The 20,855-nt window shown below is 63.9% G+C and carries 17 protein-coding genes; 6 read left to right on the top strand and 11 right to left on the bottom strand.

The genetic code is table 11. The annotated features are described in order from the left end of the window. The first annotated feature begins 75 nt into the window (after positions 1 to 75). From risA to HLG70_RS15540, 4 genes are all read left to right on the top strand, one after another. Positions 76 to 810 (top strand): response regulator transcription factor RisA, encoded by a 735-nt coding sequence (gene risA / locus HLG70_RS15525; RefSeq protein ID WP_003813882.1) that lies wholly within the window; start codon positions 76 to 78, stop codon positions 808 to 810. A 34-nt stretch (positions 811 to 844) separates the two neighbouring features. After that, a complete protein-coding gene (gene risS, locus HLG70_RS15530) occupies positions 845 to 2,239 on the top strand; it encodes a sensor histidine kinase RisS (RefSeq protein WP_171664310.1) in 1,395 nt (464 codons plus the stop codon). Positions 2,240 to 2,299: 60 nt separating this feature from the next. Continuing rightward, the gene (locus HLG70_RS15535; RefSeq protein WP_006217982.1) at positions 2,300 to 2,848 is read left to right on the top strand and encodes a peroxiredoxin; all 549 of its coding nucleotides are present in this window, start codon (positions 2,300 to 2,302) and stop codon (positions 2,846 to 2,848) included. 74 nt (positions 2,849 to 2,922) lie between these two features. Next, positions 2,923 to 3,441, top strand: coding sequence for a carboxymuconolactone decarboxylase family protein (locus HLG70_RS15540; RefSeq protein WP_057284725.1), 519 nt, complete (start codon positions 2,923 to 2,925; stop codon positions 3,439 to 3,441). A 105-nt stretch (positions 3,442 to 3,546) separates the two neighbouring features. Here HLG70_RS15540 and HLG70_RS15545 read toward each other — a convergent pair whose 3' ends face one another. The 3 genes from HLG70_RS15545 to ispD all read right to left on the bottom strand — a co-directional run bounded on the left by HLG70_RS15545 (position 3,547) and on the right by ispD (position 6,953). Beyond that, positions 3,547 to 5,619, bottom strand: a complete 2,073-nt coding sequence (locus tag HLG70_RS15545; protein WP_171664311.1) for a DUF4344 domain-containing metallopeptidase — start codon at positions 5,617 to 5,619, stop codon at positions 3,547 to 3,549. A gap of 162 nt (positions 5,620 to 5,781) precedes the next feature. Next, a complete protein-coding gene (gene ispF, locus HLG70_RS15550; protein WP_171664312.1) occupies positions 5,782 to 6,273 on the bottom strand; it encodes a 2-C-methyl-D-erythritol 2,4-cyclodiphosphate synthase in 492 nt (163 codons plus the stop codon). Further along, the gene (ispD, locus tag HLG70_RS15555) at positions 6,270 to 6,953 is read right to left on the bottom strand and encodes a 2-C-methyl-D-erythritol 4-phosphate cytidylyltransferase (protein WP_171664313.1); all 684 of its coding nucleotides are present in this window, start codon (positions 6,951 to 6,953) and stop codon (positions 6,270 to 6,272) included. The genes ispF and ispD overlap by 4 nt, the downstream gene beginning before the upstream one ends. A 29-nt stretch (positions 6,954 to 6,982) precedes the next feature. Here ispD and mfd point away from each other — a divergent pair, with 29 nt between their 5' ends. Both mfd and serB read left to right on the top strand, forming a co-directional pair. Further along, complete coding sequence (mfd, locus tag HLG70_RS15560; protein ID WP_171664314.1) at positions 6,983 to 10,465, top strand: transcription-repair coupling factor; 3,483 nt, start codon at positions 6,983 to 6,985, stop codon at positions 10,463 to 10,465. A 25-nt stretch (positions 10,466 to 10,490) separates the two neighbouring features. Then, positions 10,491 to 11,348, top strand: coding sequence for a phosphoserine phosphatase SerB (serB, locus tag HLG70_RS15565; protein WP_171664315.1), 858 nt, complete (start codon positions 10,491 to 10,493; stop codon positions 11,346 to 11,348). Positions 11,349 to 11,425: 77 nt separating this feature from the next. On the opposite strand, the gene HLG70_RS15570 is transcribed toward serB, so the two are convergent. The 8 genes from HLG70_RS15570 to nuoI all read right to left on the bottom strand — a co-directional run bounded on the left by HLG70_RS15570 (position 11,426) and on the right by nuoI (position 20,840). Continuing rightward, on the bottom strand, positions 11,426 to 13,648 hold the full coding sequence (locus tag HLG70_RS15570) for a TonB-dependent receptor (RefSeq protein ID WP_171664316.1): 2,223 nt from the start codon (positions 13,646 to 13,648) through the stop codon (positions 11,426 to 11,428). A gap of 346 nt (positions 13,649 to 13,994) precedes the next feature. Continuing rightward, positions 13,995 to 14,324 carry a DUF2818 family protein gene (locus tag HLG70_RS15575; RefSeq protein WP_171664317.1) on the bottom strand — a complete coding sequence of 110 codons (330 nt, stop codon included), beginning with the start codon at positions 14,322 to 14,324 and terminating at the stop codon, positions 13,995 to 13,997. Between the two features lie 16 nt (positions 14,325 to 14,340). Further along, the gene (gene nuoN / locus HLG70_RS15580) at positions 14,341 to 15,825 is read right to left on the bottom strand and encodes an NADH-quinone oxidoreductase subunit NuoN (protein ID WP_171664318.1); all 1,485 of its coding nucleotides are present in this window, start codon (positions 15,823 to 15,825) and stop codon (positions 14,341 to 14,343) included. Between the two features lie 9 nt (positions 15,826 to 15,834). Further along, positions 15,835 to 17,337, bottom strand: a complete 1,503-nt coding sequence (locus HLG70_RS15585; protein ID WP_171664319.1) for an NADH-quinone oxidoreductase subunit M — start codon at positions 17,335 to 17,337, stop codon at positions 15,835 to 15,837. Next, on the bottom strand, positions 17,334 to 19,358 hold the full coding sequence (gene nuoL / locus HLG70_RS15590; protein ID WP_171664320.1) for an NADH-quinone oxidoreductase subunit L: 2,025 nt from the start codon (positions 19,356 to 19,358) through the stop codon (positions 17,334 to 17,336). The genes HLG70_RS15585 and nuoL overlap by 4 nt, the downstream gene beginning before the upstream one ends. 17 nt (positions 19,359 to 19,375) lie before the next feature. Then, positions 19,376 to 19,684 (bottom strand): NADH-quinone oxidoreductase subunit NuoK, encoded by a 309-nt coding sequence (gene nuoK / locus HLG70_RS15595; protein ID WP_006217969.1) that lies wholly within the window; start codon positions 19,682 to 19,684, stop codon positions 19,376 to 19,378. Continuing rightward, on the bottom strand, positions 19,681 to 20,334 hold the full coding sequence (locus HLG70_RS15600; protein WP_171664321.1) for an NADH-quinone oxidoreductase subunit J: 654 nt from the start codon (positions 20,332 to 20,334) through the stop codon (positions 19,681 to 19,683). The genes nuoK and HLG70_RS15600 overlap by 4 nt, the downstream gene beginning before the upstream one ends. 17 nt (positions 20,335 to 20,351) lie before the next feature. Next, positions 20,352 to 20,840 carry an NADH-quinone oxidoreductase subunit NuoI gene (gene nuoI, locus HLG70_RS15605; protein ID WP_008161196.1) on the bottom strand — a complete coding sequence of 163 codons (489 nt, stop codon included), beginning with the start codon at positions 20,838 to 20,840 and terminating at the stop codon, positions 20,352 to 20,354. Positions 20,841 to 20,855 lie beyond the last annotated feature (15 nt).

The raw sequence follows: 20,855 nt of genomic DNA on the forward strand, positions 1-20,855 counted from the left end.
ACCAGGGTTCGCAATGTGTAATATCTTGTGAACGCCCACTAGCCGCTGGTTCTTGTCACTGTTACATTTCCGGCCATGAATACGCAAAACACCACCCCCACCCGAAAAATCCTCGTCGTCGACGATGATCCGCGCTTGCGCGATTTGCTGCGTCGGTATTTGTCCGAGCAGGGATTCAACGTTTTCGTCGCCGAAGACGCCAAAGAGATGGGCAAACTCTGGCAACGCGAGCACTTCGACCTGCTCGTGCTGGATCTGATGCTGCCTGGAGAAGATGGCCTGTCCATCTGTCGCCGGCTGCGCGGTGGCCACGACAATACCCCCATCATCATGCTGACGGCCAAGGCGGAAGAGATCGACCGCATCGTCGGCCTGGAGATGGGCGCGGACGATTACCTGTCCAAGCCGTTCAACCCCCGGGAACTGCTGGCGCGCATCAATGCGATTCTGCGCCGCCGCGGCACCGAGGAGCATCCCGGCGCCCCCAGCCAGGAAAACGAATCCATCGCCTTCGGCCCCTACGTGCTGAACCTGTCCACCCGCACGCTCACGCGCAACGGCGAACAGGTGCCCATCACCACGGGTGAATTCTCGGTGCTCAAGGTGTTTGCGCGCCATCCGAAGATTCCCCTGTCGCGCGACAAGCTCATGGAACTGGCTCGCGGCCGTGAATACGAAGCCTTCGATCGCAGCCTGGACGTCCAGATTTCGCGCCTGCGCAAACTGATCGAACCCAATCCGTCCAAACCCGTATTCATCCAGACCGTCTGGGGTCTGGGGTACGTGTTCGTGCCGGACGGTGGTAGCTGATCGACTCGCCCGCCCCGGGCAGGAGCGCAGCGTCGTGCCGCGCCTGCGGAAGACATTCAGGAACCTGACATCGCGTCTGCGGCTCGGCTTGTTCGGCCGCACGTTCCTGTTGCTTGCCGCGCTGATGCTCGTCAGCCTGGGAGCGTGGCTACAAGTATTTTTCAGCATGGAGCTGGGACCGCGCGCCAATCAGATGGCGCAGCGGGTGATCACGGCCGTCAATATCACGCGCACGGCGCTGATCTACTCGCATAACGGCGAACGCAGCAAGCTCCTCCTGGACCTGGCCACCAACGAAGGCATTCAGGTCTATCCGCGCGAAGTCACCGACTTTGCCGAAGCCCTCCCCGACGACGACTACTGGCAACGCGTTGCCCAGCATATCCGCACGCGCTTCGGCCCGGAAACGCAGATTGCCTGGGGCGTGAATCAGGTGCCCGGCTTCTGGGTCAGCTTCCAGATAGAAAAGGATCTGTACTGGCTGGTGTTCGAACGGGAGCAGATCGGCCTGACCGGCGGGATCGAATGGCTGGGCTGGGGCGCCACGGCGCTGCTGCTGTCCCTGGTGGGGGCCGCGGTCAGCGTGGGCTTTGTCAACCGGCCGCTGTCGCGGCTGGCCCGGGCCGCCCAGGTGCTGTCCCGGGGTGAAACGCCCGCGGCCCTGCCCGAACAAGGGCCGCTGGAAATCCGCGACCTGAACGCGTCCTTCAACCGGATGGCCAAGGACCTCAGGCAGGCCGAGGCCGACCGCGAACTGATGCTGGCCGGCATTTCGCACGACCTGCGCACGCCGCTTGCGCGGATGCGGCTGGAGATCGAACTGAGCGGCGTTTCCGAAGACGCCCGCCAGGCCATCGACGAAGACCTGGGCCAGATCGATCACAGTATCGGCCAGTTGATGGAGTACGCGCGTCCCGCCGGCACGCTGCCGCAACTGGCAACCGATATCTCAGCCGTCCTGGCCGAACTCTACGAACGCGAGCGCAGCCATACCGCCTCGCTGGGTGGAGAGCTGGAAGCGTCGCTGGAGCAGGGCTTGCGCGCCCGGATCACCGCGCTGGATCTCAAGCGCATCGTCAGCAACCTGATCGAAAACGCGCGCCGCTACGGCCGGTCCCCCGACGGCATGGCGCATCTGGTCATGACACTGCAAGCTGAAGGAAGCATGATCGTCATCGAGGTGTCCGACCGCGGACCGGGCATCGCCCCCGAAGACGTAGACCGGCTTCTCCGGCCCTTCTCCCGCGGCGAAGCGGCGCGCACCGGCGTCAGCGGCGCGGGCCTGGGCCTGGCGATCGTGGAGCGCCTGCTCAAGCACGTCGGAGGCTCCTTGCGGATGCTGCCTCGCGAAGGGGGCGGCCTGACCGCCAGGATAGAGTTGCCCAAAGCCAAGTTTAGGAATTATCAATTAGACAACGATAATCCATAGCGTAGAATTTATGGTTTGAGGCACTGCCTTATCTCCACCCAACAACTACTGGGAGTAAACATGAAAACTGTTGGCGACAAACTCGAGCCCTTCAAGGTCACCGGCGTAAAGCCCGGCTTCAACCAGCACGAAGAAAATGGCGTGTCGGCGTTTGAAGACATCACCGAAAGCTCGTTCCCCGGCAAGTGGAAGGTGATTTACTTCTACCCGAAAGACTTCACGTTTGTTTGCCCGACCGAAATCGTCGGCTTCAACAAGCTGGCCAAGGACTTCGAAGACCGCGACGCCGTCCTGCTGGGCGGCTCGACCGACAACGAATTCGTCAAGCTGGCATGGCGTCGTGAGCATCCGGACCTGAACAAGCTGGGTCACTACCAATTCGGCGACACCACCGGTGCCCTGATCGACCAGCTGGGCGTCCGTGAAAAGGGTGCTGGCGTTGCTCTGCGCGCCACCTTCATCGTGGACCCGGACAACACGATCCAGCACGTTTCGGTGAACAACCTGAACGTCGGCCGTAATCCGGAAGAAGTTCTGCGTCTGCTCGACGGCCTGCAAACCGACGAGCTGTGCCCGTGCAACCGTACGGTTGGCGGCGCCACGCTGTAATTTCCAGCCCGGTCCGGGGCCTGTACGCAGGTCCCGCGCCGGGCTTTAACTGCTCTAGATTATAGGTAAAAACTATGGAATTTCTTACGACCATTAAGGAACAGCTGCCGGATTGGGCCAAGGACATCCGCCTGAATCTGGACGCCGTGATTGCCCGTTCAACCCTGGCTCCCGAAGATGCCGTGGGCGCCGCCCTGTCCGCCGCCTACGCCGCGCGCAGCCCGGTGCTGGTGGAAGCTTTCAAGAGCGGCCTGTCCGAAGGCGACGCGAATGCCGCGCTGACCGCCTCGGCCCTCATGGGCATGAACAACACCTGGTATCCCTACGTGGAGATGACCGGCGACGCCCAGTTGAAGAGCCTGCCGGCCCAATTGCGCATGAACGCCTACGCCACCCATGGCGGCGTGGAGAAGAAGCGCTTTGAACTGTTCGCGCTGGTGGCCTCCATCATCGGCAAGTGCCACTTCTGCGTGGCCTCGCATTATGAAAACCTGAAGAACGACGGCCTGTCGACCGAACAGCTCCGCGACGCCGGCCGTATCGCCTCCGTGGTCAACGCCGCCGCCCTCGCGCTGGCAGCCCAGGGCAAGTAAGCCCCGCCCGATGGCAATGAAAAACCCGCCGGTGTCGCACAGGCGGGTTTTTTTCATCGAACGGCCCTTGGGCGACCACCGGATTCCGGCCGGCGGCGCCGTGGCCTAGTCCTTGGCCGACTTGACGGCCGCGGTCGGCAAGCCGTTCGCGACCCACGCCTCGATACCGCCGCGATACCAATAGGTCTGCCAGCCCAGCATCCCCGCGCGCAAGGCCGCGTTATAGGACGAGCGATCATTCATGCCGCCTCCCATGAACACGACGGGGGTCTTCCGGTCGCCGCCGGTTTTCTTTTGCAGCCAGGCATCGAGGGCGCCCTGCAGTTGATCGGTAACGCTGCCATCCGAACCCGCATCGCCCAGCGGATAGGCGATCGGCAGGGTTTCGCGCAGCCCGCTGGTATCGATGATCAGAATGCTCTTGTCGTTCGTGATCAGCCTGACCAGATCCGGCGTCGTTATCACCTGAGCCTTGGTGTGCTTGTTGGGCGTGGGCCCCTTGTAGGGCGATGAGAACAGCAGGTTCGTTGCCGGCACGCCGCTGTCTTTCAGTTCATCAAAGGCGCCGCTGGGCAAGGGGGGCATGCCTTGACCGGCAGGCGCTTGCTGACGCGGCGGCACCGCGGAAGCGCCCTCCTTTGCGACAACCTCCCCTCCCACGGTCCCCGTTTCAATGTCCGAAATCATCACCGCGATATTTTCTATCAGCTCATAGCACATGGTGATCGTGCCTTCGCGCGGGCTGTACCAGGCATTGAGCTGTCCGCAGTCCTTGAAAACCACGTTCACCGGCCGCGGCAGAACATAGGTTTCCCCAAGCAGCTTGATGTTGCCTGTGATCGCCTCGGAAAGGTTGTTCGCGAAGAGATTGCCGATTTTGCGCTTCGATGGCTCAAAGACGACATTGACCGGGGCGCCGGGCGCCGTGGCCGGCTGCTGGCCATCGGGAGTCCAGGTCCCCACCCGGGTATGCGGCGCCAGGATCCTGCGCCAGGCCCGGTTCTGCTTTTGGAATTCGTCGGCGCATCGCGCCTTGGTCCGGTCTTCGAAGCCGACATGCTTGGCCACCGGCTCGAAAACACTGGGATTGCCGCCATACATGATGCAGAGCATGTTGCGAAAACGCTTGAGATCGCCGGTATGCTCGTCCTGCCAGGCGGACGTTTCGGAAGCCCCTCTCTTTTCAGCCAGTTTGCCGCTGTAGTACCACTGCAAGGCCGCGTAGGTCGCGGCATCCTGGACCATGACGTTCAGATCCTTGTCGTCCGAGGGATACATTGTCGGCTCAACGATCCGCAAGGCTGCGTAGATGTCGACCGCGTCCTCTTCCGCGCCGGTCGAGGGCAGTTCCAGTTCCCCGATCAAGGCATGCCCGAACTCATGCAGGAAAATGCTGCGCATGATCCCGACGTAGACCCCGACGATGCGCAGGGTATCGCCACCGAATCTCGGATAGGGGCCGGCTCCGGGCAGCCCGGTGTTGTTGGCCGGTGACGGCGCCGCCGACGGGGCCTGCCCCGGCGGTTGCGGCTTCTGTGGCGCACCCGCCCCGCCGCGCTGCGGACTGGCGTCGGATTGCTTGGGATTCAAATTGGAATTGATCGCGAAATCCGCTATGCCGAAGGTGCCTTCGTCGTAGGCCATGATGCCGATCTGGGAGCCCAGCGCAGGCACATTCCCGACGTCGCCGATTTTCTGGCCATTCACGAGAAACCGCGCGGCTCCGGGCACTTCCACTACTTTTATGCGGTCCGAGCCATCCAGCTTCGCGACATTGGGAACGGAAGCGATATCGGTGCGCTTGTCACCTTCAAGGCAAAAGAGCAGCGTATTCTTGCCAGCCGTGATCTCAAGCAGGCACAGGCTGTTGCGCGCGCGGTTATTCAGGGCCACGCCGATGGAGGCCTTGGGGTTCTTTGAACTGACGACCACGTTGACGTCGGTGATGCGGCCATTTTCGGGCGCCGGCCCGACATTCAGATAAAGGGTCTGCTCGCTGCCGGGCACTTCGCTATTGCGCAAGGTAAACCAGCCATCCTGCTCCCCTGCTGTCCACCCCTTCAGCAGCTGTTGCTTGACGGTGCCTGCCAGAGGGCCAAGCTGCTGTTCATATTCAGCATGTGCAGGTGAAACGCATGCGCCTAGGACCAATAGCAAGCCAACGCCACGTAAATGCATCCGAATATCTCTGTCTAGTCAGATTTGAGTAGCGCAGAATATTCCAGATCAAATCAATCGTGACCGCTCATTTGTTATAGATATATACCAACGTAAATAAACGATGACTTTCGCTTGCATTCCGCCGCAGGCACGCCGCGGATGAGGGCAAAGGGTGCTGATTCAAGAACCGCTGCGGGCCAGCAGGGCCACTACCGTCGCCGCGATGCCTTCCTTGCGTCCCAGATAGCCCAGGCCCTCGTTGGTCTTGGCCTTGATGTTGACCTCGGCCTCGGCCAGGCCGGTATCGGCCGCGATATTCTTCACCATGGCCGGCGCATGCGGGCCGATCTTGGGCGCTTGCGCATGCAAGGTGGCGTCGATGTTCACCGGCGCCCAGCCCGCGCGGCGCACGCGCGCCACGGCCTCGCGCAGGAGCACGCGGCTGTCCGCGCCCTTGAAGGCCGGGTCGGTATCGGGAAAGTGCCGGCCGATATCGCCCAGCCCGGCTGCGCCCAGCAGCGCGTCGGTGATCGCGTGCAGCAGCACGTCGGCGTCGGAATGCCCCAGCAGGCCATGCGTGTGGGGAATCGTGACCCCGCCGATGATCAGCGGCCGGCCCTCGACCAATGCGTGCACGTCAAAGCCCTGCCCGACGCGGAAAGGAATGCTCATAGCCATTTTTCCATCAGTTCAAAATCGTCCGGCCACGTCACCTTGAAATTGCGCATGGCGCCCGGGACCAGCAATGGCGCGTAGCCGGCAGCCTCGATGGCCGAAGCCTCGTCGGTGACGGTCACGCCATTCACGGAGGCCGCCGTGAGCGCATCGCGCAGCACGCCGGCCCGAAACATCTGCGGCGTCTGCGCCAGCCAGAGGCCATTGCGGTTCAGCGTGCGCTCCACCCGCTCGTGGCCAGACTTCACCGTATCGGCCACTGGCAGGGCCAGCAGCCCCCCGACCGGATCCGCCAGGCAGGCATCGATCAGCCGTCCCAGCGCGGCGGCGGGCAAGCCCGGGCGCGCCGCGTCGTGCACCAGCACCCAGGCATCGTCCGCCACGCCGCTGTCGGCCAGCGCGCCGGCGACGGTATCGGCGCGCGTGGCGCCACCGCAGGCGCGCCAGACGGTGCGCGGCAGGCCGGCCAGCGCCTCGTCCACCCAGCCGTCGCCCGGCGTCACGGCCACGCGCACCTGGGATACGCGTTCATCCGCCAGCAAGGCGCACACCGCGTGCCGCAGCATGGGCTGTCCGGACAGTGGACGATACTGTTTGGGAATGGCCTCGTGCCCGGGCCGGCTGGCGCGGGCACCGACACCCGCAGCGGGCACGATCGCAATGATTGAGTCAGACATGGTGCGGTGATTTTATAATCTTCCGCTTGATGTCCGCTTCCAGCCTGATGCCCACCCCCTCCAACTCCGCCACAGCAGCGCCTCCCGTCCCCGCGACGGTCCCTACCCTGTCCGCGCTGAAACCGGGCGCGCGCTATGCGCAGCCCCGGCCTCCGGGTTCGGGCGACGCCTGGCTGCTTGCGGACCTGGCGCGCCAGGCCGGCGCTCCGCTGGTCATCCTCACGGCCGAGCCGCTGGAGGCCCAACGGCTGGCCGAAGAGATCCAGCTGTTTGCCCCCGGCTTGCGCGTCCGGCAGCTCCCCGACTGGGAAACACTGCCCTATGACGCCTTCTCGCCGCACCAGGACCTGATCTCCGAGCGCCTGCACACGCTGCATTCGCTGATGACGAAGACGGTGGATGTGCTGACGGTGCCCATCACCACCGCGCTGTACCGGCTGGCTCCGCCCTCGTTCCTGGCCGCATACACCTTCTCGTTCAAGCAGAAAGACCGGCTGAACGAGGCAGCCTTGCGCGCGCAGCTCACCCTGGCCAACTACAACCACGTCACCCAGGTTACGGCGCCGGGCGAATTCTGCCTGCGCGGCGGGCTGATCGACCTGTTCCCCATGGGCTCGGTGGTGCCTTACCGCCTGGACCTGTTCGACGACGAGATCGAGACCATCCGCAGCTTCGACGTCGACACGCAGCGCAGCCTGTACCCGGTGCGCGAGGTGCAGCTCCTGCCCGGCCGCGAATTTCCGATGGACGAGGAGTCGCGCAACCGCTTCCGCGCACGCTTTCGCGAGATCTTCGAAGGCGATCCCTCGCGCGCGCTGCCCTACAAGGACATCGGCAACGGCATTCCGTTTGCCGGCGTGGAGTACTACCTGCCGCTCTTCTTCGAAGAAACGGCCACCTTGTTCGACTACCTGACCGAGGGCACGGTCACGGTCACCGTCGGCGATATCGACGATGCGATCCAGCGCTTCAACCAGGACACGTCCAGCCGCTACAGCTTCCTGAAGAGCGACCGCGAGCGTCCGGTTCTGCCGCCGTCCGCCCTGTTCCTGGACAACGAATCGCTCTACACCCGGCTGAAGGAATTCCGCCGCCTGTCGCTGGCTGCAGGCCAGCCCCACCCCGACTTCCGCGCCGCGCCCGATGTCAGCGTGGCCCGCCGCTCCGAAGATCCCATCGCCAAGCTGCGCACGCTGGTGCAAACGCGCCAGACCCGCGTGCTGCTGTGCGCGGACTCGGCCGGCCGCCGCGAAACGCTGGTGCAGATGCTGAACGAATTCGGCGTCACACCGGACGCCCAGCCAGACACCATTGAAACCTTCCTGGCCTCGGACGCGCATTTCGGCATCGTCGCCGCGGCATTGGGCACCGGTTTTGAACTGCCCGGCGCCAACCTCGCGTTCCTGACCGAGAACGACCTGTACCCCGGGCTGGCCGGCACCGGCCGGCGCGGCAAGCGCGACCAGGAACGCGCCAGCAACGTCGAAGCCATGGTGCGCGACCTGTCCGAGCTGCGCGCCGGCGACCCGGTCGTACATGCGCAGCACGGCATCGGGCGCTATCACGGCCTGGTCAACATGGACATGGGCGAAGGCGAGATGGAATTCCTCCATCTCGAATACGCCAACGGCAGCACCCTGTACGTCCCGGTGTCGCAGCTGCATGTCATCGCCCGCTACAGCGGCGCCGACCCGGAAGCCGCGCCGCTGCACCAGCTGGGCTCCGGCCAATGGGACAAGGCCCGCCGCAAGGCGGCCAGGCAGGTCCGCGACACCGCCGCCGAACTGCTGGCGCTCTATGCGCAGCGCGCGGCGCGCGAGGGCTTCGCCTTCAACCTGCCCCTGAACGACTACGAGGCGTTCGCCGAGGGCTTCGGCTTCGAGGAAACGGCCGACCAGGCCGCCGCCATCGAAGCCGTGATCGGCGACATGACCTCCGGCCGGCCCATGGACCGCCTGGTCTGCGGCGACGTGGGCTTTGGCAAGACCGAAGTGGCGCTGCGCGCCGCCTTCCTGGCCGTGGCCAACGGCAAGCAGGTCGCGCTGCTGTGCCCGACCACGCTGCTCGCCGAACAGCACGCGCAGACCTTCTCCGACCGCTTCGCCGACTGGCCCGTGCGCGTCGTGGAGTTGTCGCGCTTTCGCTCGCCCAAGGAAGTGGCCGCCGCCATCGAGGGCATCAACGACGGCCGGGTCGACATCGTCATCGGCACCCACAAGATCCTGTCCAAGGACGTCAAGTTCAAGCGCCTGGGCCTGGTGGTCATCGACGAAGAGCACCGTTTCGGCGTGCGCCAGAAAGAAGCACTCAAGGCGCTGCGGGCCGAGGTCGACGTTCTGACGCTGACGGCCACGCCCATCCCGCGCACGCTGGGCATGTCGCTGGAAGGCATACGCGACTTCTCCGTCATCGCCACCGCGCCGCAGAAGCGCCTGGCCATCAAGACCTTTGTGCGGCGCGAGGACGGCAGCACCTTGCGCGAAGCCCTGCTTCGGGAACTCAAGCGCGGCGGCCAGTGCTATTTCCTGCACAACGAGGTCGAAACCATCCACAACCGTCGCGCCCGCCTGGAAGAACTGGTGCCCGAGGCACGGATCGCCGTGGCGCACGGCCAGATGCCCGAGCGCGAACTGGAACAGGTGATGAAGGGCTTCTACCAGCAGCGCTACAACGTACTGCTGTGCACCACCATCATCGAGACCGGCATCGACGTGCCCAGCGCGAACACCATCGTGATCCATCGCGCGGACCGCTTCGGGCTGGCCCAGCTGCATCAGCTGCGCGGGCGGGTCGGGCGTTCGCACCACCAGGCCTACGCCTACCTGCTGACGCCGGGCGAGGACGCCATCACCAACAACGCCAAGAAGCGCCTCGAGGCCATCCAGGCCATGGAGGAACTCGGCTCGGGCTTCTATCTGGCCATGCATGACCTGGAAATCCGCGGCACCGGCGAGGTGCTGGGGGATTCGCAGTCCGGCAACATCCAGGAAGTGGGTTTCTCGATGTACAACGAGATGCTCAACGAGGCCGTCCGCGCCTTGCGCGCGGGCGAAGAACCCGACCTGGACGCGCCCTTCAACCTGGCCTGCGAGGTCAACCTGCACGCCCCGGCGCTGCTGCCCTCCGACTATTGCGCCGACGTGCATGCGCGCCTGGGTATCTATAAACGCCTGGCGCACGCGGCCGACGAAGACGACCTGATCCACATCCAGGAAGAGCTGATCGACCGTTTCGGCAAGCTGCCCGAGGCAGCGCAGACACTACTCGCCACGCATCGCCTGCGCCTGGCGGCCCAACCGCTGGGCATCGTCAAGATCGACGCCAGCGAAACGCAGGCCTTGCTGCAATTCGGTCCCAAGACCTCGGTCGACCCCGCCCGGATCATCGAGCTCGTGCAGCGCCAACGCCACATCAAACTGGCCGGACAGGATAAATTGCGGGTTGAGATCAAGGCGGCGCAAATCCCCGCCCGCGCCGACGCCGTGCGCGCCGTCCTGCGCGCCCTGAAATAATCCACGCCACTGTTTCCTACCCCTTATGACTATCCACCACCTCGTCGTCCAATCCCCCGGCCTGAGCATCGAACACGCGGAGCAACTGGCCGCCCTGGCCCAGGCCCAGGGCGTGGCGCGCATCAGCAATACCGCCGCCCGCCTGCTCGACGTGCAGCATGACGCCCAGACCCGCGCCGAGGTCGTGGCCTGGGCCGACGGCCGCGGCGTGGATGTCGCCTTTGTGCCCGCCGGCCTCAAGCTGTCGGACTGCAAGGTGCTGGCCATGGACATGGACTCCACCCTGATCAACATCGAGTGCATCGACGAGATCGCGGGCGTGGCCGGCGTGAAGGACAAGGTTTCCGAGATCACCGAGGCCGCGATGCGTGGCGAGATCAAGGATTTCGCGGAAAGCCTGCGCCGCCGGGTCGCCCTGCTCAAGGGCGTGCCGGCCGGCGCGCTGGAACAGGTCTACGCGGAAAAACTGCGCCTGAACCCGGGCGCCGAGCGCCTGATCACCACCGCGCAGTCCGCCGGCATCAAGGTGTTGCTGGTGTCGGGAGGCTTCACCTTCTTCACGGAACGCCTGCGCGACCGCCTGAAGCTGGACAGCGCGCACGCCAACACGCTCGAGATCGACAACGGCGTGCTGACCGGGCAGGTGGTGGGCGACATTCTGGATGCCGACGCCAAGGCGGTCCATCTGCGCGAGTTCGCCCGCGCGCATGGCGCGGCGGAGAACCAGATCATCGCCATGGGCGACGGCGCCAATGACCTGAAAATGCTGGCCGCCGCGGGCTTCCCCGTGGCCTATCACGCCAAGCCGCTGGTTCGCCGGCAGACGCGCTTTGCCTTGAACGTCTCCGGCCTGGACGGCGTGCTGAACTGGTTTGAAAGCTGATAGCGGTCTCCCGCCACCAACTTCCAGAACGAAAAAGCCACCTCGCGGTGGCTTTTCCTTTTGCTGCGACTGAGGGATCAGTAGCGCACGCGCAGGGACAGCAGCGCCGCCCGGCCCGTGCCCAGCGCCGCATAGTGCGCCGCATAGGCCTTGGTGTAGTACGTTTCGTCGAAAATGTTCAGCACGTTCAACTGCGCCGAGACATGTTCGTTGAAGTCGTAGCCCGCCATGGCGTCGAAGCGCCAGTACGAAGGCACCCAGCGCGCCTTGGGCGTGCCGTTGGCGTTGTACGTCGCATCCGAGTTGCCGTACAGCTTGTCCACGTAGAAGGCGCCGCCGCCGATCGTCAGCTTGGGCAACACCTTGTAGGTGGTCCACAGGCTGAAGGCGTTGCGCGGGGTGTTGGGCAGGTCCTGGCCGACGGCGCCGCTGTTGTAGGCGCCCTTGGTCATTTCGCTGTCCATGAAGGTGTAGCCGCCGAACACGTTCCACTTGGGCGTGATCGCGCCCGAGAAGCCCAGTTCAATACCGCGCACCTTGGCTTCGCCCACCTGGGCCGTTTCGGTCGCGGACACCGCCACGCTGGTGTTCTTGCGGGTGTCGTGGAACGCCGCCGCCGACAGCGTCAGCTTGTCGTCCAGGACCTGCCACTTGGTGCCCACTTCGACCGTACGGCTCTTTTCCGGCTCGAGCGTCTGCGTCGTGACGCTGACGGCATCGCTGATCGCGCTGCCGGCAACGGCGGACGGCGTGGACGAGGTGCCGTAGGTGGCGTAAATCGTACCGTTGGGCAGCGGCTTGTAGGCCAGGCCGACCTGGTAGTTGAAGAGGCTGTCCTCGCGCTTGGCCGAGGCCGTCGCCGGGACGGAGGTCAGATTGGTCGCGCTGGTGCGATAGTTGTCCCAGCGTCCGCCCAGGCTGGCCTGCCACTGCTCATTCAGCTTGATGGTGTCGAACGCATACAGCGCCACCGTGTCGGTGTTGTAGCGCGCGGGATTGTTGTTGCGCTTCAGAGATCCCGTGTAGTCAGTGCCGGGATCCGGGTTCCACAGCGACGCGCACACCACCGAGAGCCGCGTGCAGCTGGTGCTGGTCGGAACGCCGGATTGGGTATAGCTGTCCTTGTCCTGCTTGATATTGCTGTACTCGAACCCCAGGTCGAACGAGTGCTTCAGGCTGCCGGTCTCGAATTCGCCCGTCAGGTCCGTCTGGTTCGCGAAGCTCTTGGTGACGTAGTAGCCCGACTTGAGCGCACGGTAGACCAGGCCATTGGGCACGTTGTTCTTGCTGTCGTCCGGGTTCGTCGCGGCGAAGTCGGTCGTGCCGCGGCCGTAGCGGATCACGTTGCGCAACTGCAGCTTGTCGGAGAAATCGTGCTGCAAGTCTGCCGTCACGACGTCATCGCGGGTCTTCATGAAATCCCGGCCGGTCAGGCCGTAGAACGACTTGCGGCTCACGCCCATCGTCTCCGTCACCGGCTGGCCCGACTTCGGGTCATACGGGATGGAGTAATCGGGCATGCTGTCGTCTTGATAATGGTAGTAGCTCAGCGTGATGCGAGTCGGCGTGCCCACGCCCAGCATCAGCGACGGCGCCACGCCCCAGCGCTCGAAGTCCACGGCATTGTCGCGGCCGGGCACATCGCCCTTGTTGCCCATCACGTTCAGGCGGAACGCGGCCTTCTCGTCCAGGCGCCAGTTGCTGTCGATCGTCGCGCGGTAGTTGTTGTCCGTGCCGATCTGCGCGGTGGCTTCGGTGAAATCCGTGGCCTTCGGGGCCTTGCTGACCATGTTGATGCTGCCGCCCGCGCCGCCGCGGCCCGCATACACCGAGTCCGGTCCCTTGATGATTTCCACCTGTTCCAGGTTGAACGTATCGCGCACCTGCGTGCTCGAATCGCGGATGCCGTCCAGGAAAATGCTGCCCGCGGAGTTCTGGCCGCGGATGATGGGCAGGTCACCGCCCGGACGGCCACCCTCGCCCGCGCCGAACGTAATGCCCGGGGAGTTGCGCAGCACGTCCTGCAGCGACGACGCCGCCTGGTCCTGGATCACCTGCCTGGGCACGACCTGCACGGTGCGCGGCGTGTCCAGCAAGGGCGCGGTCATCTTGGGCGACTGGGCCGTCGACGTCTGATAGGAGGATCCCTCCCCTTCCACACGGACGGGCGACAGCTGCGTCACGCCGGCGTCGGCGGACTGGGCTGCTGCGTAGGGGCTGATGAACAGCGCGGGCGCCGCGATGGCGGCGGCAAGGGAGGTAGTGAGCGTATTCAGCGAATACGAGTCTTGGGGCTTCAAACCAGCTTCTCCAAAATGTGAATAGCAACGATTCTTGTTTTTTTGTCGTTTGCGATTCTGACCTCGGTCGCTGAATGAAACCTGAATGCAGGCATGTCGCTCATCTAAAAGATGAAAAAACAACACCAGTTAATGGGTTTTCGATATATATAGCGGGTTATAACGACTGTTAATGGTGCCGGATCCACCCGTCGCCAGGGCTGGTTTTCTTGAATATTTGCGTATCTCGAAGTGCCCGCCAGCGGGCCTGGAACGGCCGGCAAGACGCTTTCAGCAAGGTCCGCCGAATTCCCTGTACCAACAAAAAAAACGCCCCTGACGGGGCGTTTGGGGCATTGGCGGGCCTTCAGGCGCGCAAGCGAGGGTGCCGCTTGAACAAATAGCGGTACACGAAACCGGGATAGGCCAGCACCAGGAACAGGCTGAGCGTGATCGCGTAGAACTCCCAGGTCTGGGCAAAGCGGTTGCCCAGCGTGGATTCGAACGCAAATCCCAGCGCGCCGACGATGGCGTAGAACACCAGCACTTCGATCAGGCGCATCCAGAGCGGCTTGACCGCCGCCGCGCCGCCCTGTTTCCAGGGCAGGACGGCGAACACCCGCTCGCTCAGGAACGGAAGGTTCGCGCTGACAAGCGCCAGCGCGATCAACAGCCATACCGCCAAAGTCTGGTTCATGGCTGTTATCCGTCCCTTACAGGCTCAGCGAGGAGCGGATGGCCTGCACGCACAAGGCCATCAGGCCGCCCGGCAACAGGCCCAGCACCAGGATCAAGGCGCCATTGACCGACAGCACGCCGCGCTGGGCGCAGGTTGCGACCATCGGCGCGGCGTCAGCCGCCGGTTCGTCGAAGTACACGACCTTGACCACGCGCAGGTAGTAGAACGCGCCGATCAGGGAGAACATCACCGCGATCACGGCCAGCGTGACGTGGCCGGCACTGATCAGGGCCTGCAGCACGGCCAGCTTGGCGTAGAAGCCCACCAGCGGCGGAATGCCGGCCAGCGAGAACATCAGCAGCAGCACAATGGCGGCATGCCACGGGCTGCGGCGGTTCAGGCCCTTCAGGTCGTCGATATGCTCGCATTCGAAGCCCTGGCGCGACAGCAGCAACACGATGCCGAAGCTGGCAAGCGTGGTCAGCACGTAGGTCAGCATGTAGAACAGCGACGCGCCGTAGGCGGCGGACGACAGTTCCGGCTTGCCCACGACCGCTCCCGACATCAGGCCCAGGAGCACGAAGCCCATGTGCGAGATGGTCGAGTAGGCCAGCATGCGCTTGAAGTTGGTCTGCGCGATGGCGGTCAGGTTGCCGATGGCCAGCGACAGCACCGCCAGGATCATCAGCATCGGCTGCCAGTCGGCGGCCAGGCCGTGCAGGCTGTCAACCAGCAGGCGCAGCGTGATGGCAAAGGCGGCCAGCTTGGGCGCGCCGCCCAGGATCAGCGTGACCGCCGTCGGCGAACCCTGGTAGACGTCCGGCACCCACATGTGGAACGGCACGGCGCCCAGCTTGAACGCAAGGCCCGCCACCAGGAACACGATGCCGAACACCAGCGCCAACTTCTCGGCGCGGCCGGCGGCGATGACCTTGGATACTTCGGTCAGGTCCAGGTGACCCGTGGCGCCGTAGATCATGGACATGCCATACAGCAGGAAGCCCGAGGCCAGCGCGCCCAGCACGAAGTACTTCATGGCGGCTTCGGTGGCCACGACATCGTCGCGGCGCAGGGCGATCAGCGCATAGAGCGCCAGCGACATGAGCTCCAGGCCCAGGTAGATCGAGATCAGGTTCCCGGAGGAAATCATGACCATCTGGCCCAGCAGCGCGAACAGGGTCAGGACGTAGAGTTCGCCGCCCTTGAGCATGTCGCGCACCTGCGCATAGACCCGGCCATAGATCAGGGTCACCGCGACCGCGATGTACGAAGCGATCTTCAGCAGGTGCGACAGGTCGTCGGTGACGTACAGGCCGTTGAAGGTCGAGCCCGCAACGCCGTTCTTCCATTGCACGGCCGACACGACGGTCAGCACGCCCAAGGCAAGCATGGTCAGCAGGAACGTCGGCTTGCGCTCGGGGTGATTGCTGACCGCGTCGACGAGCAGGATAGCCAGGCCGAAAACCAGCAGGAGGATTTCCGGTGTCGCCAGGGCGAAATCGATTTGGGATTGCATCATTGTCTTGTCTTACAGTTTCGAGACGGCAACGTGTTGCAGCAGGGCCTCCACCGACACGTGCATCACGTCGGTAAAGGGCTTGGGATAGATCCCCATGTACAACACGGCGATCGCCATCACGCCAAGAATCACGAACTCGCGGCGGTTGATATCGGTCAGCTCGCGCACATGGTCATTGGCGACGTCGCCCAGGACCACGCGCTTGACCATCCACAGCGAATACGCCGCACCCAGGATCAGGGCGGTGGCGGCCAGCAGGCCGATCCAGAAGTTGTGCTGGACCGCGCCCATGATCACCATGAATTCGCCGACGAAACCGCTGGTGGCCGGCAGGCCGCTGTTGGCCATCGAGAACAGGATGAAGAACGTGGCGAAGCGCGGCATCACGTTGACCACGCCGCCGTAGTCGGCGATGCGGCGCGAGTGCATGCGGTCATAGAGCACGCCAATACACATGAACATGGCGCCCGACACGAAGCCGTGCGAGATCATCTGCACGATGGCGCCTTCGACGCCGGCCGTGTTGAAGATGAAGAAGCCCAGCGTCACGAAGCCCATGTGGGCAACCGACGAATAAGCCACCAGCTTTTTCATGTCGTCCTGGACGATCGCGACGAGGCCGATGTAGATCACGGCGATCAGCGACAGCGTGATCATCATGCCGGCCAGGCTGTGCGAGGCGTCAGGAGCGATAGGCAGCGAGAAGCGCAGGAAACCATAGGCGCCCAGCTTCAGCATGATCGCGGCCAGCACGATGGAGCCGCCCGTGGGCGCTTCCACGTGAGCGTCCGGCAACCACGTGTGGACCGGCCACATCGGGACCTTGACCGCGAACGCCGCCAGCAGCGCCACGAAGATCAGGATCTGCGGGGTGTAGCCCAGCTTGGTCTGCTGCCACGTCAGGATGTCGAACGAACCGCCCGAGGCATTCCACAGGTAGACGAACGCCACCAGCGTCAGGAGCGAGCCCATCAGCGTGTACAGGAAGAACTTGAATGCCGCATACACGCGGTTCGCGCCGCCCCAGACGCCGATGATGATGTACATCGGGATCAGCGTGGCTTCGAAGAACACGTAGAACAGCATGCCGTCCAGCGCGCAGAACACGCCCACCATCAGACCCGAGAGGATCAGGAAGGCGGCCATGTATTGCGCGACGCGGCTGGTGATCACTTCCCAGCCGGCCAGCACCACGATGATGGTGATGAAGGCGGTCAGGAGGACGAACCACATCGAGATGCCGTCGATGCCCAGGTGGTAATTGACATTGAAGGCCTCGATCCAGGAGGCCTTCTCCACGAACTGCATGGCGGCCGTGGAGGAGTCGAAACCGGTGTAGAGCGGGATCGTGACGAGGAAACCGGCGATTGCGCCGACGAGCGACAGGCCGCGCGTCAGGCCGGGACGGTCGTCGCGGCCCACCGCCAGCACCAGCAGGCCGAATACGATCGGGACGAAGATCGCAAGCGTGAGCCAGGGGAATGTGTTGGATGCCATCTCGCTAGCCATCATTGGGGAATCAGCACAAAGAAAGTCACCAGCGCCATGACGCCGATGATCATCGCGAACGCGTAGTGATAGATGAAGCCGGACTGGAGGTGACGGCTGACCGCTGCCACCCAGCCCACCACGCGGGCGCTACCGTTGATCAGGAAGCCGTCGATGATGCCGCGGTCGCCGGTCTGCCACAGGCCGCGGCCCAGGCAGCGCAAGCCGCGCGCGATGACCTGCTCGTTGAGCCAGTCCACGTAGTACTTGTTCTCAAGCACCTTGTTCACGAAAGACAGGCGGGCCTTGATCGCGGCCGGAACCTTCGGGTTGATCAGGTAGCAGTACCAGGCAATGACGCCGCCAGCCACGACCAGCCAGAACGGCAGGGTCCGGAAGGCATGCAGGCCATAGGCCACCCAGCCGTGCCATTCTTCGCTCAGCACGTGCATGGCGGGATGCTGCAGCGGCAGCACCTTGATGGCGCCGTCGAAGAACTTGCCGAACAGCATCGGGTCGACTGCCCACGCGCCGATCAGCACCGACGGGATCGCCAGCAGAACCAGCGGCAGCGTGACCACCCAGGGCGATTCATGCGGCTTGCCGCCATGATGTCCGTGGCCGTGGTCGTCGTGGCCGTGCGCGTCATGGCCATGGCCGTGATCGCTGGTGTCGAAGCGTTCCTTGCCATGGAAGACCAGGAAGTACACGCGGAACGAGTACAGCGAGGTCACGAACACGCCGATCAGCACGGCGTAGTAGGCAAAGCTTGCGCCCCAGACCGTTGCGTGGCCGGCGGCTTCGATGATGTTCTCCTTCGAGTAGAAACCCGAGAAGAACGGCGTGCCGACGAGCGCCAGGGTACCCAGCAGGAAGGTGATCCAGGTGATGGGCATGTACTTGCGCAGGCCGCCCATGTTGCGGATGTCCTGGTCATGGTGCATGCCGATGATGACCGAGCCCGCGCCCAGGAACAGCAGCGCCTTGAAGAACGCGTGCGTCATCAGGTGGAAAATCGCCACCGAGTAGGCCGACGCGCCCAGCGCCACCGTCATGTAGCCCAGCTGCGACAAGGTCGAGTAGGCGACGACGCGCTTGATGTCGGTCTGGATGATGCCCAGGATGCCCAGGAACAGCGCGCCGATGGCGCCGATCACGATGATGAACGACAGCGCCACGTCCGAGAGTTCGAACAGCGGCGAGAAGCGCGCGACCATGAAGATGCCGGCCGTCACCATGGTGGCGGCGTGGATCAGCGCGGAGATCGGGGTCGGGCCTTCCATCGAGTCGGGCAGCCAGGCGTGCAGCGGAACCTGAGCCGATTTGCCCATTGCGCCGATGAACAGGCAGATGCAGGCAACCGTCAGCAGCATCCAGTCCGAACCCGGCAGGGTCATCGTGGCCAGCTTGTCGGCCTGCGCGAAGACTTCACCGTAGTGCATGGTGCCGGCATAGGCGAACAGCAGGCCGATGCCCAGGACGAAGCCGAAGTCGCCGACGCGGTTGATCAGGAACGCCTTCATGTTGGCGAAGATCGCCGTGGGGCGCGTGTACCAGAAGCCGATCAGCAGGTACGACACCAGGCCCACCGCTTCCCAGCCGAAGAACAGCTGCACCATGTTGTTCGACATCACCAGCATCAGCATGGAGAAGGTGAACAGCGAGATGTACGAGAAGAAGCGCTGATAGCCGGGATCATCCGCCATGTAGCCGATGGTGTAGATGTGCACCATCAGCGACACGGACGTCACCACGACCATCATCATGGCCGACAGCGGATCGATCAGGAAGCCGATTTCCAGCTTCGTCTGGCCGATCAGGCTCCAGGTGTAAACCGCGCCGTCAAAGCGCAGGCCGTTGAGCACGTCGCCCAGCACCACCACCGAGCCGATGGCGGAGATGAATACGCCAAGGATGGTGATGACGTGCGATGCGCGGCGGCCGATGGGCCGGCCAAGGAAGCCGGTGCCGAAAAGGCCCGCGAGAATTGCTCCGGCCAGCGGCGCCAGCGCGATGAGCAGGTAGAGATTGGGTGAGCTAGACATTTTCTTCCAATACCCCGTCAGCCCTTCAGGCGATCGAGTTCGTCAACGTTGATCGTGTTCAGGTTGCGGAACAGCAGCACCAGGATGGCCAGGCCGATCGCCGCTTCAGCGGCGGCCACGGTCAGGATGAAGAACACGAACACCTGGCCGGCGGTATCGCCGAACCAGCTGGAGAACGCCACGAAGTTCATATTGACGGCCAGGAGCACGAGCTCGATGGACATCAGGAGAATGATCAGGTTGCGGCGGTTCAGGAAGATGCCGAAGATCCCGATCGCGAACAGGATCGCGCCAAGGATCAGATAGTGGGCCAGCGTCAGCGTCATTCTTTTTCTCCTTGGGGCGCGGCGATGCCGTTCGAAGCGTCACGCTTGGCCTGGGCACGCTCGCTCTGGGCGGGCATGTTCACCATGCGGAAGCGATCCTTCGAGCGCACGCGGACAGCGGCGACCGGGTCGTTGTACTTCACGTCGCGGCGGCGGCGCAGGGTCAGCGCGATCGCGGCGACCATGCCAACCAGCAACAGCGCGGCGCCGACTTCAACGGCGTAGACGTACTGCGTGTACATCGCCTCGCCCAATGCGCGAGCGTTGTTGTAGTCGCTGGCGACCGGAGCCTGCGGACCCGCGCCGTACCAGATGGAGCCCAGCACGAAGGACACTTCCAGCACCAGCACCAGGCCGATCACCAGGCCCAGGGGCAGGTAGGTCTTCATGCCCACCCGCAGGGTGTCCATGCGGATGTCCAGCATCATCACGACGAAGAGGAAGAGCACCATCACGGCGCCCACGTACACCAGCACCAGCAGGAGCGCGAGGAACTCGGCGCCAAGCAGCATCCACAGCATGGCCGCATTGGCGAAGGCCAGGATCAGGTGCAGAACGGCGGTGACCGCGCTGCGCGCGGTGATCACGCGGAACGCCGCGATCACCAGCACGGCGGCCAGTATGTAAAAAAGGACAGTGGTAAAAGTCATGGATCAGACCCTGGGCTTCAACGGTAAGGAGCGTCTTCGGCCCGGCGGCGGGCGATGTCGGCTTCGTAGCGATCGCCCACGGCGAGCAGCATGTCTTTGGTGAAATACAGGTCGCCGCGCTTTTCGCCGTGGTATTCGTGGATGTGCGTTTCCACGATCGAGTCCACGGGGCAGCTTTCCTCACAGAAGCCGCAGAAAATGCACTTGGTCAGATCGATGTCGTAACGCGTGGTGCGGCGGGTGCCGTCATCGCGCTGGTCCGATTCGATCGTGATCGCCAGCGCCGGGCACACGGCTTCGCAAAGCTTGCACGCGATGCAGCGCTCTTCCCCGTTGGGGTAGCGGCGCAACGCATGCAGGCCACGAAAACGCGGAGACGCCGGCGTCTTTTCCTGCGGGTAGCGCAAGGTGACCTTGCGCTTGAAAAAATACTTGCCCGTCAGGCGCATGCCCTTGAGCAATTCGGTCAGCATCAGACTGCCGAAGAAATCCTTGATCGCTTCCATATCGTGCCTCTGCTT

This window comes from Achromobacter deleyi, assembly GCF_013116765.2.
GTDB classification, from domain to species: domain Bacteria; phylum Pseudomonadota; class Gammaproteobacteria; order Burkholderiales; family Burkholderiaceae_B; genus Achromobacter; species Achromobacter deleyi_A.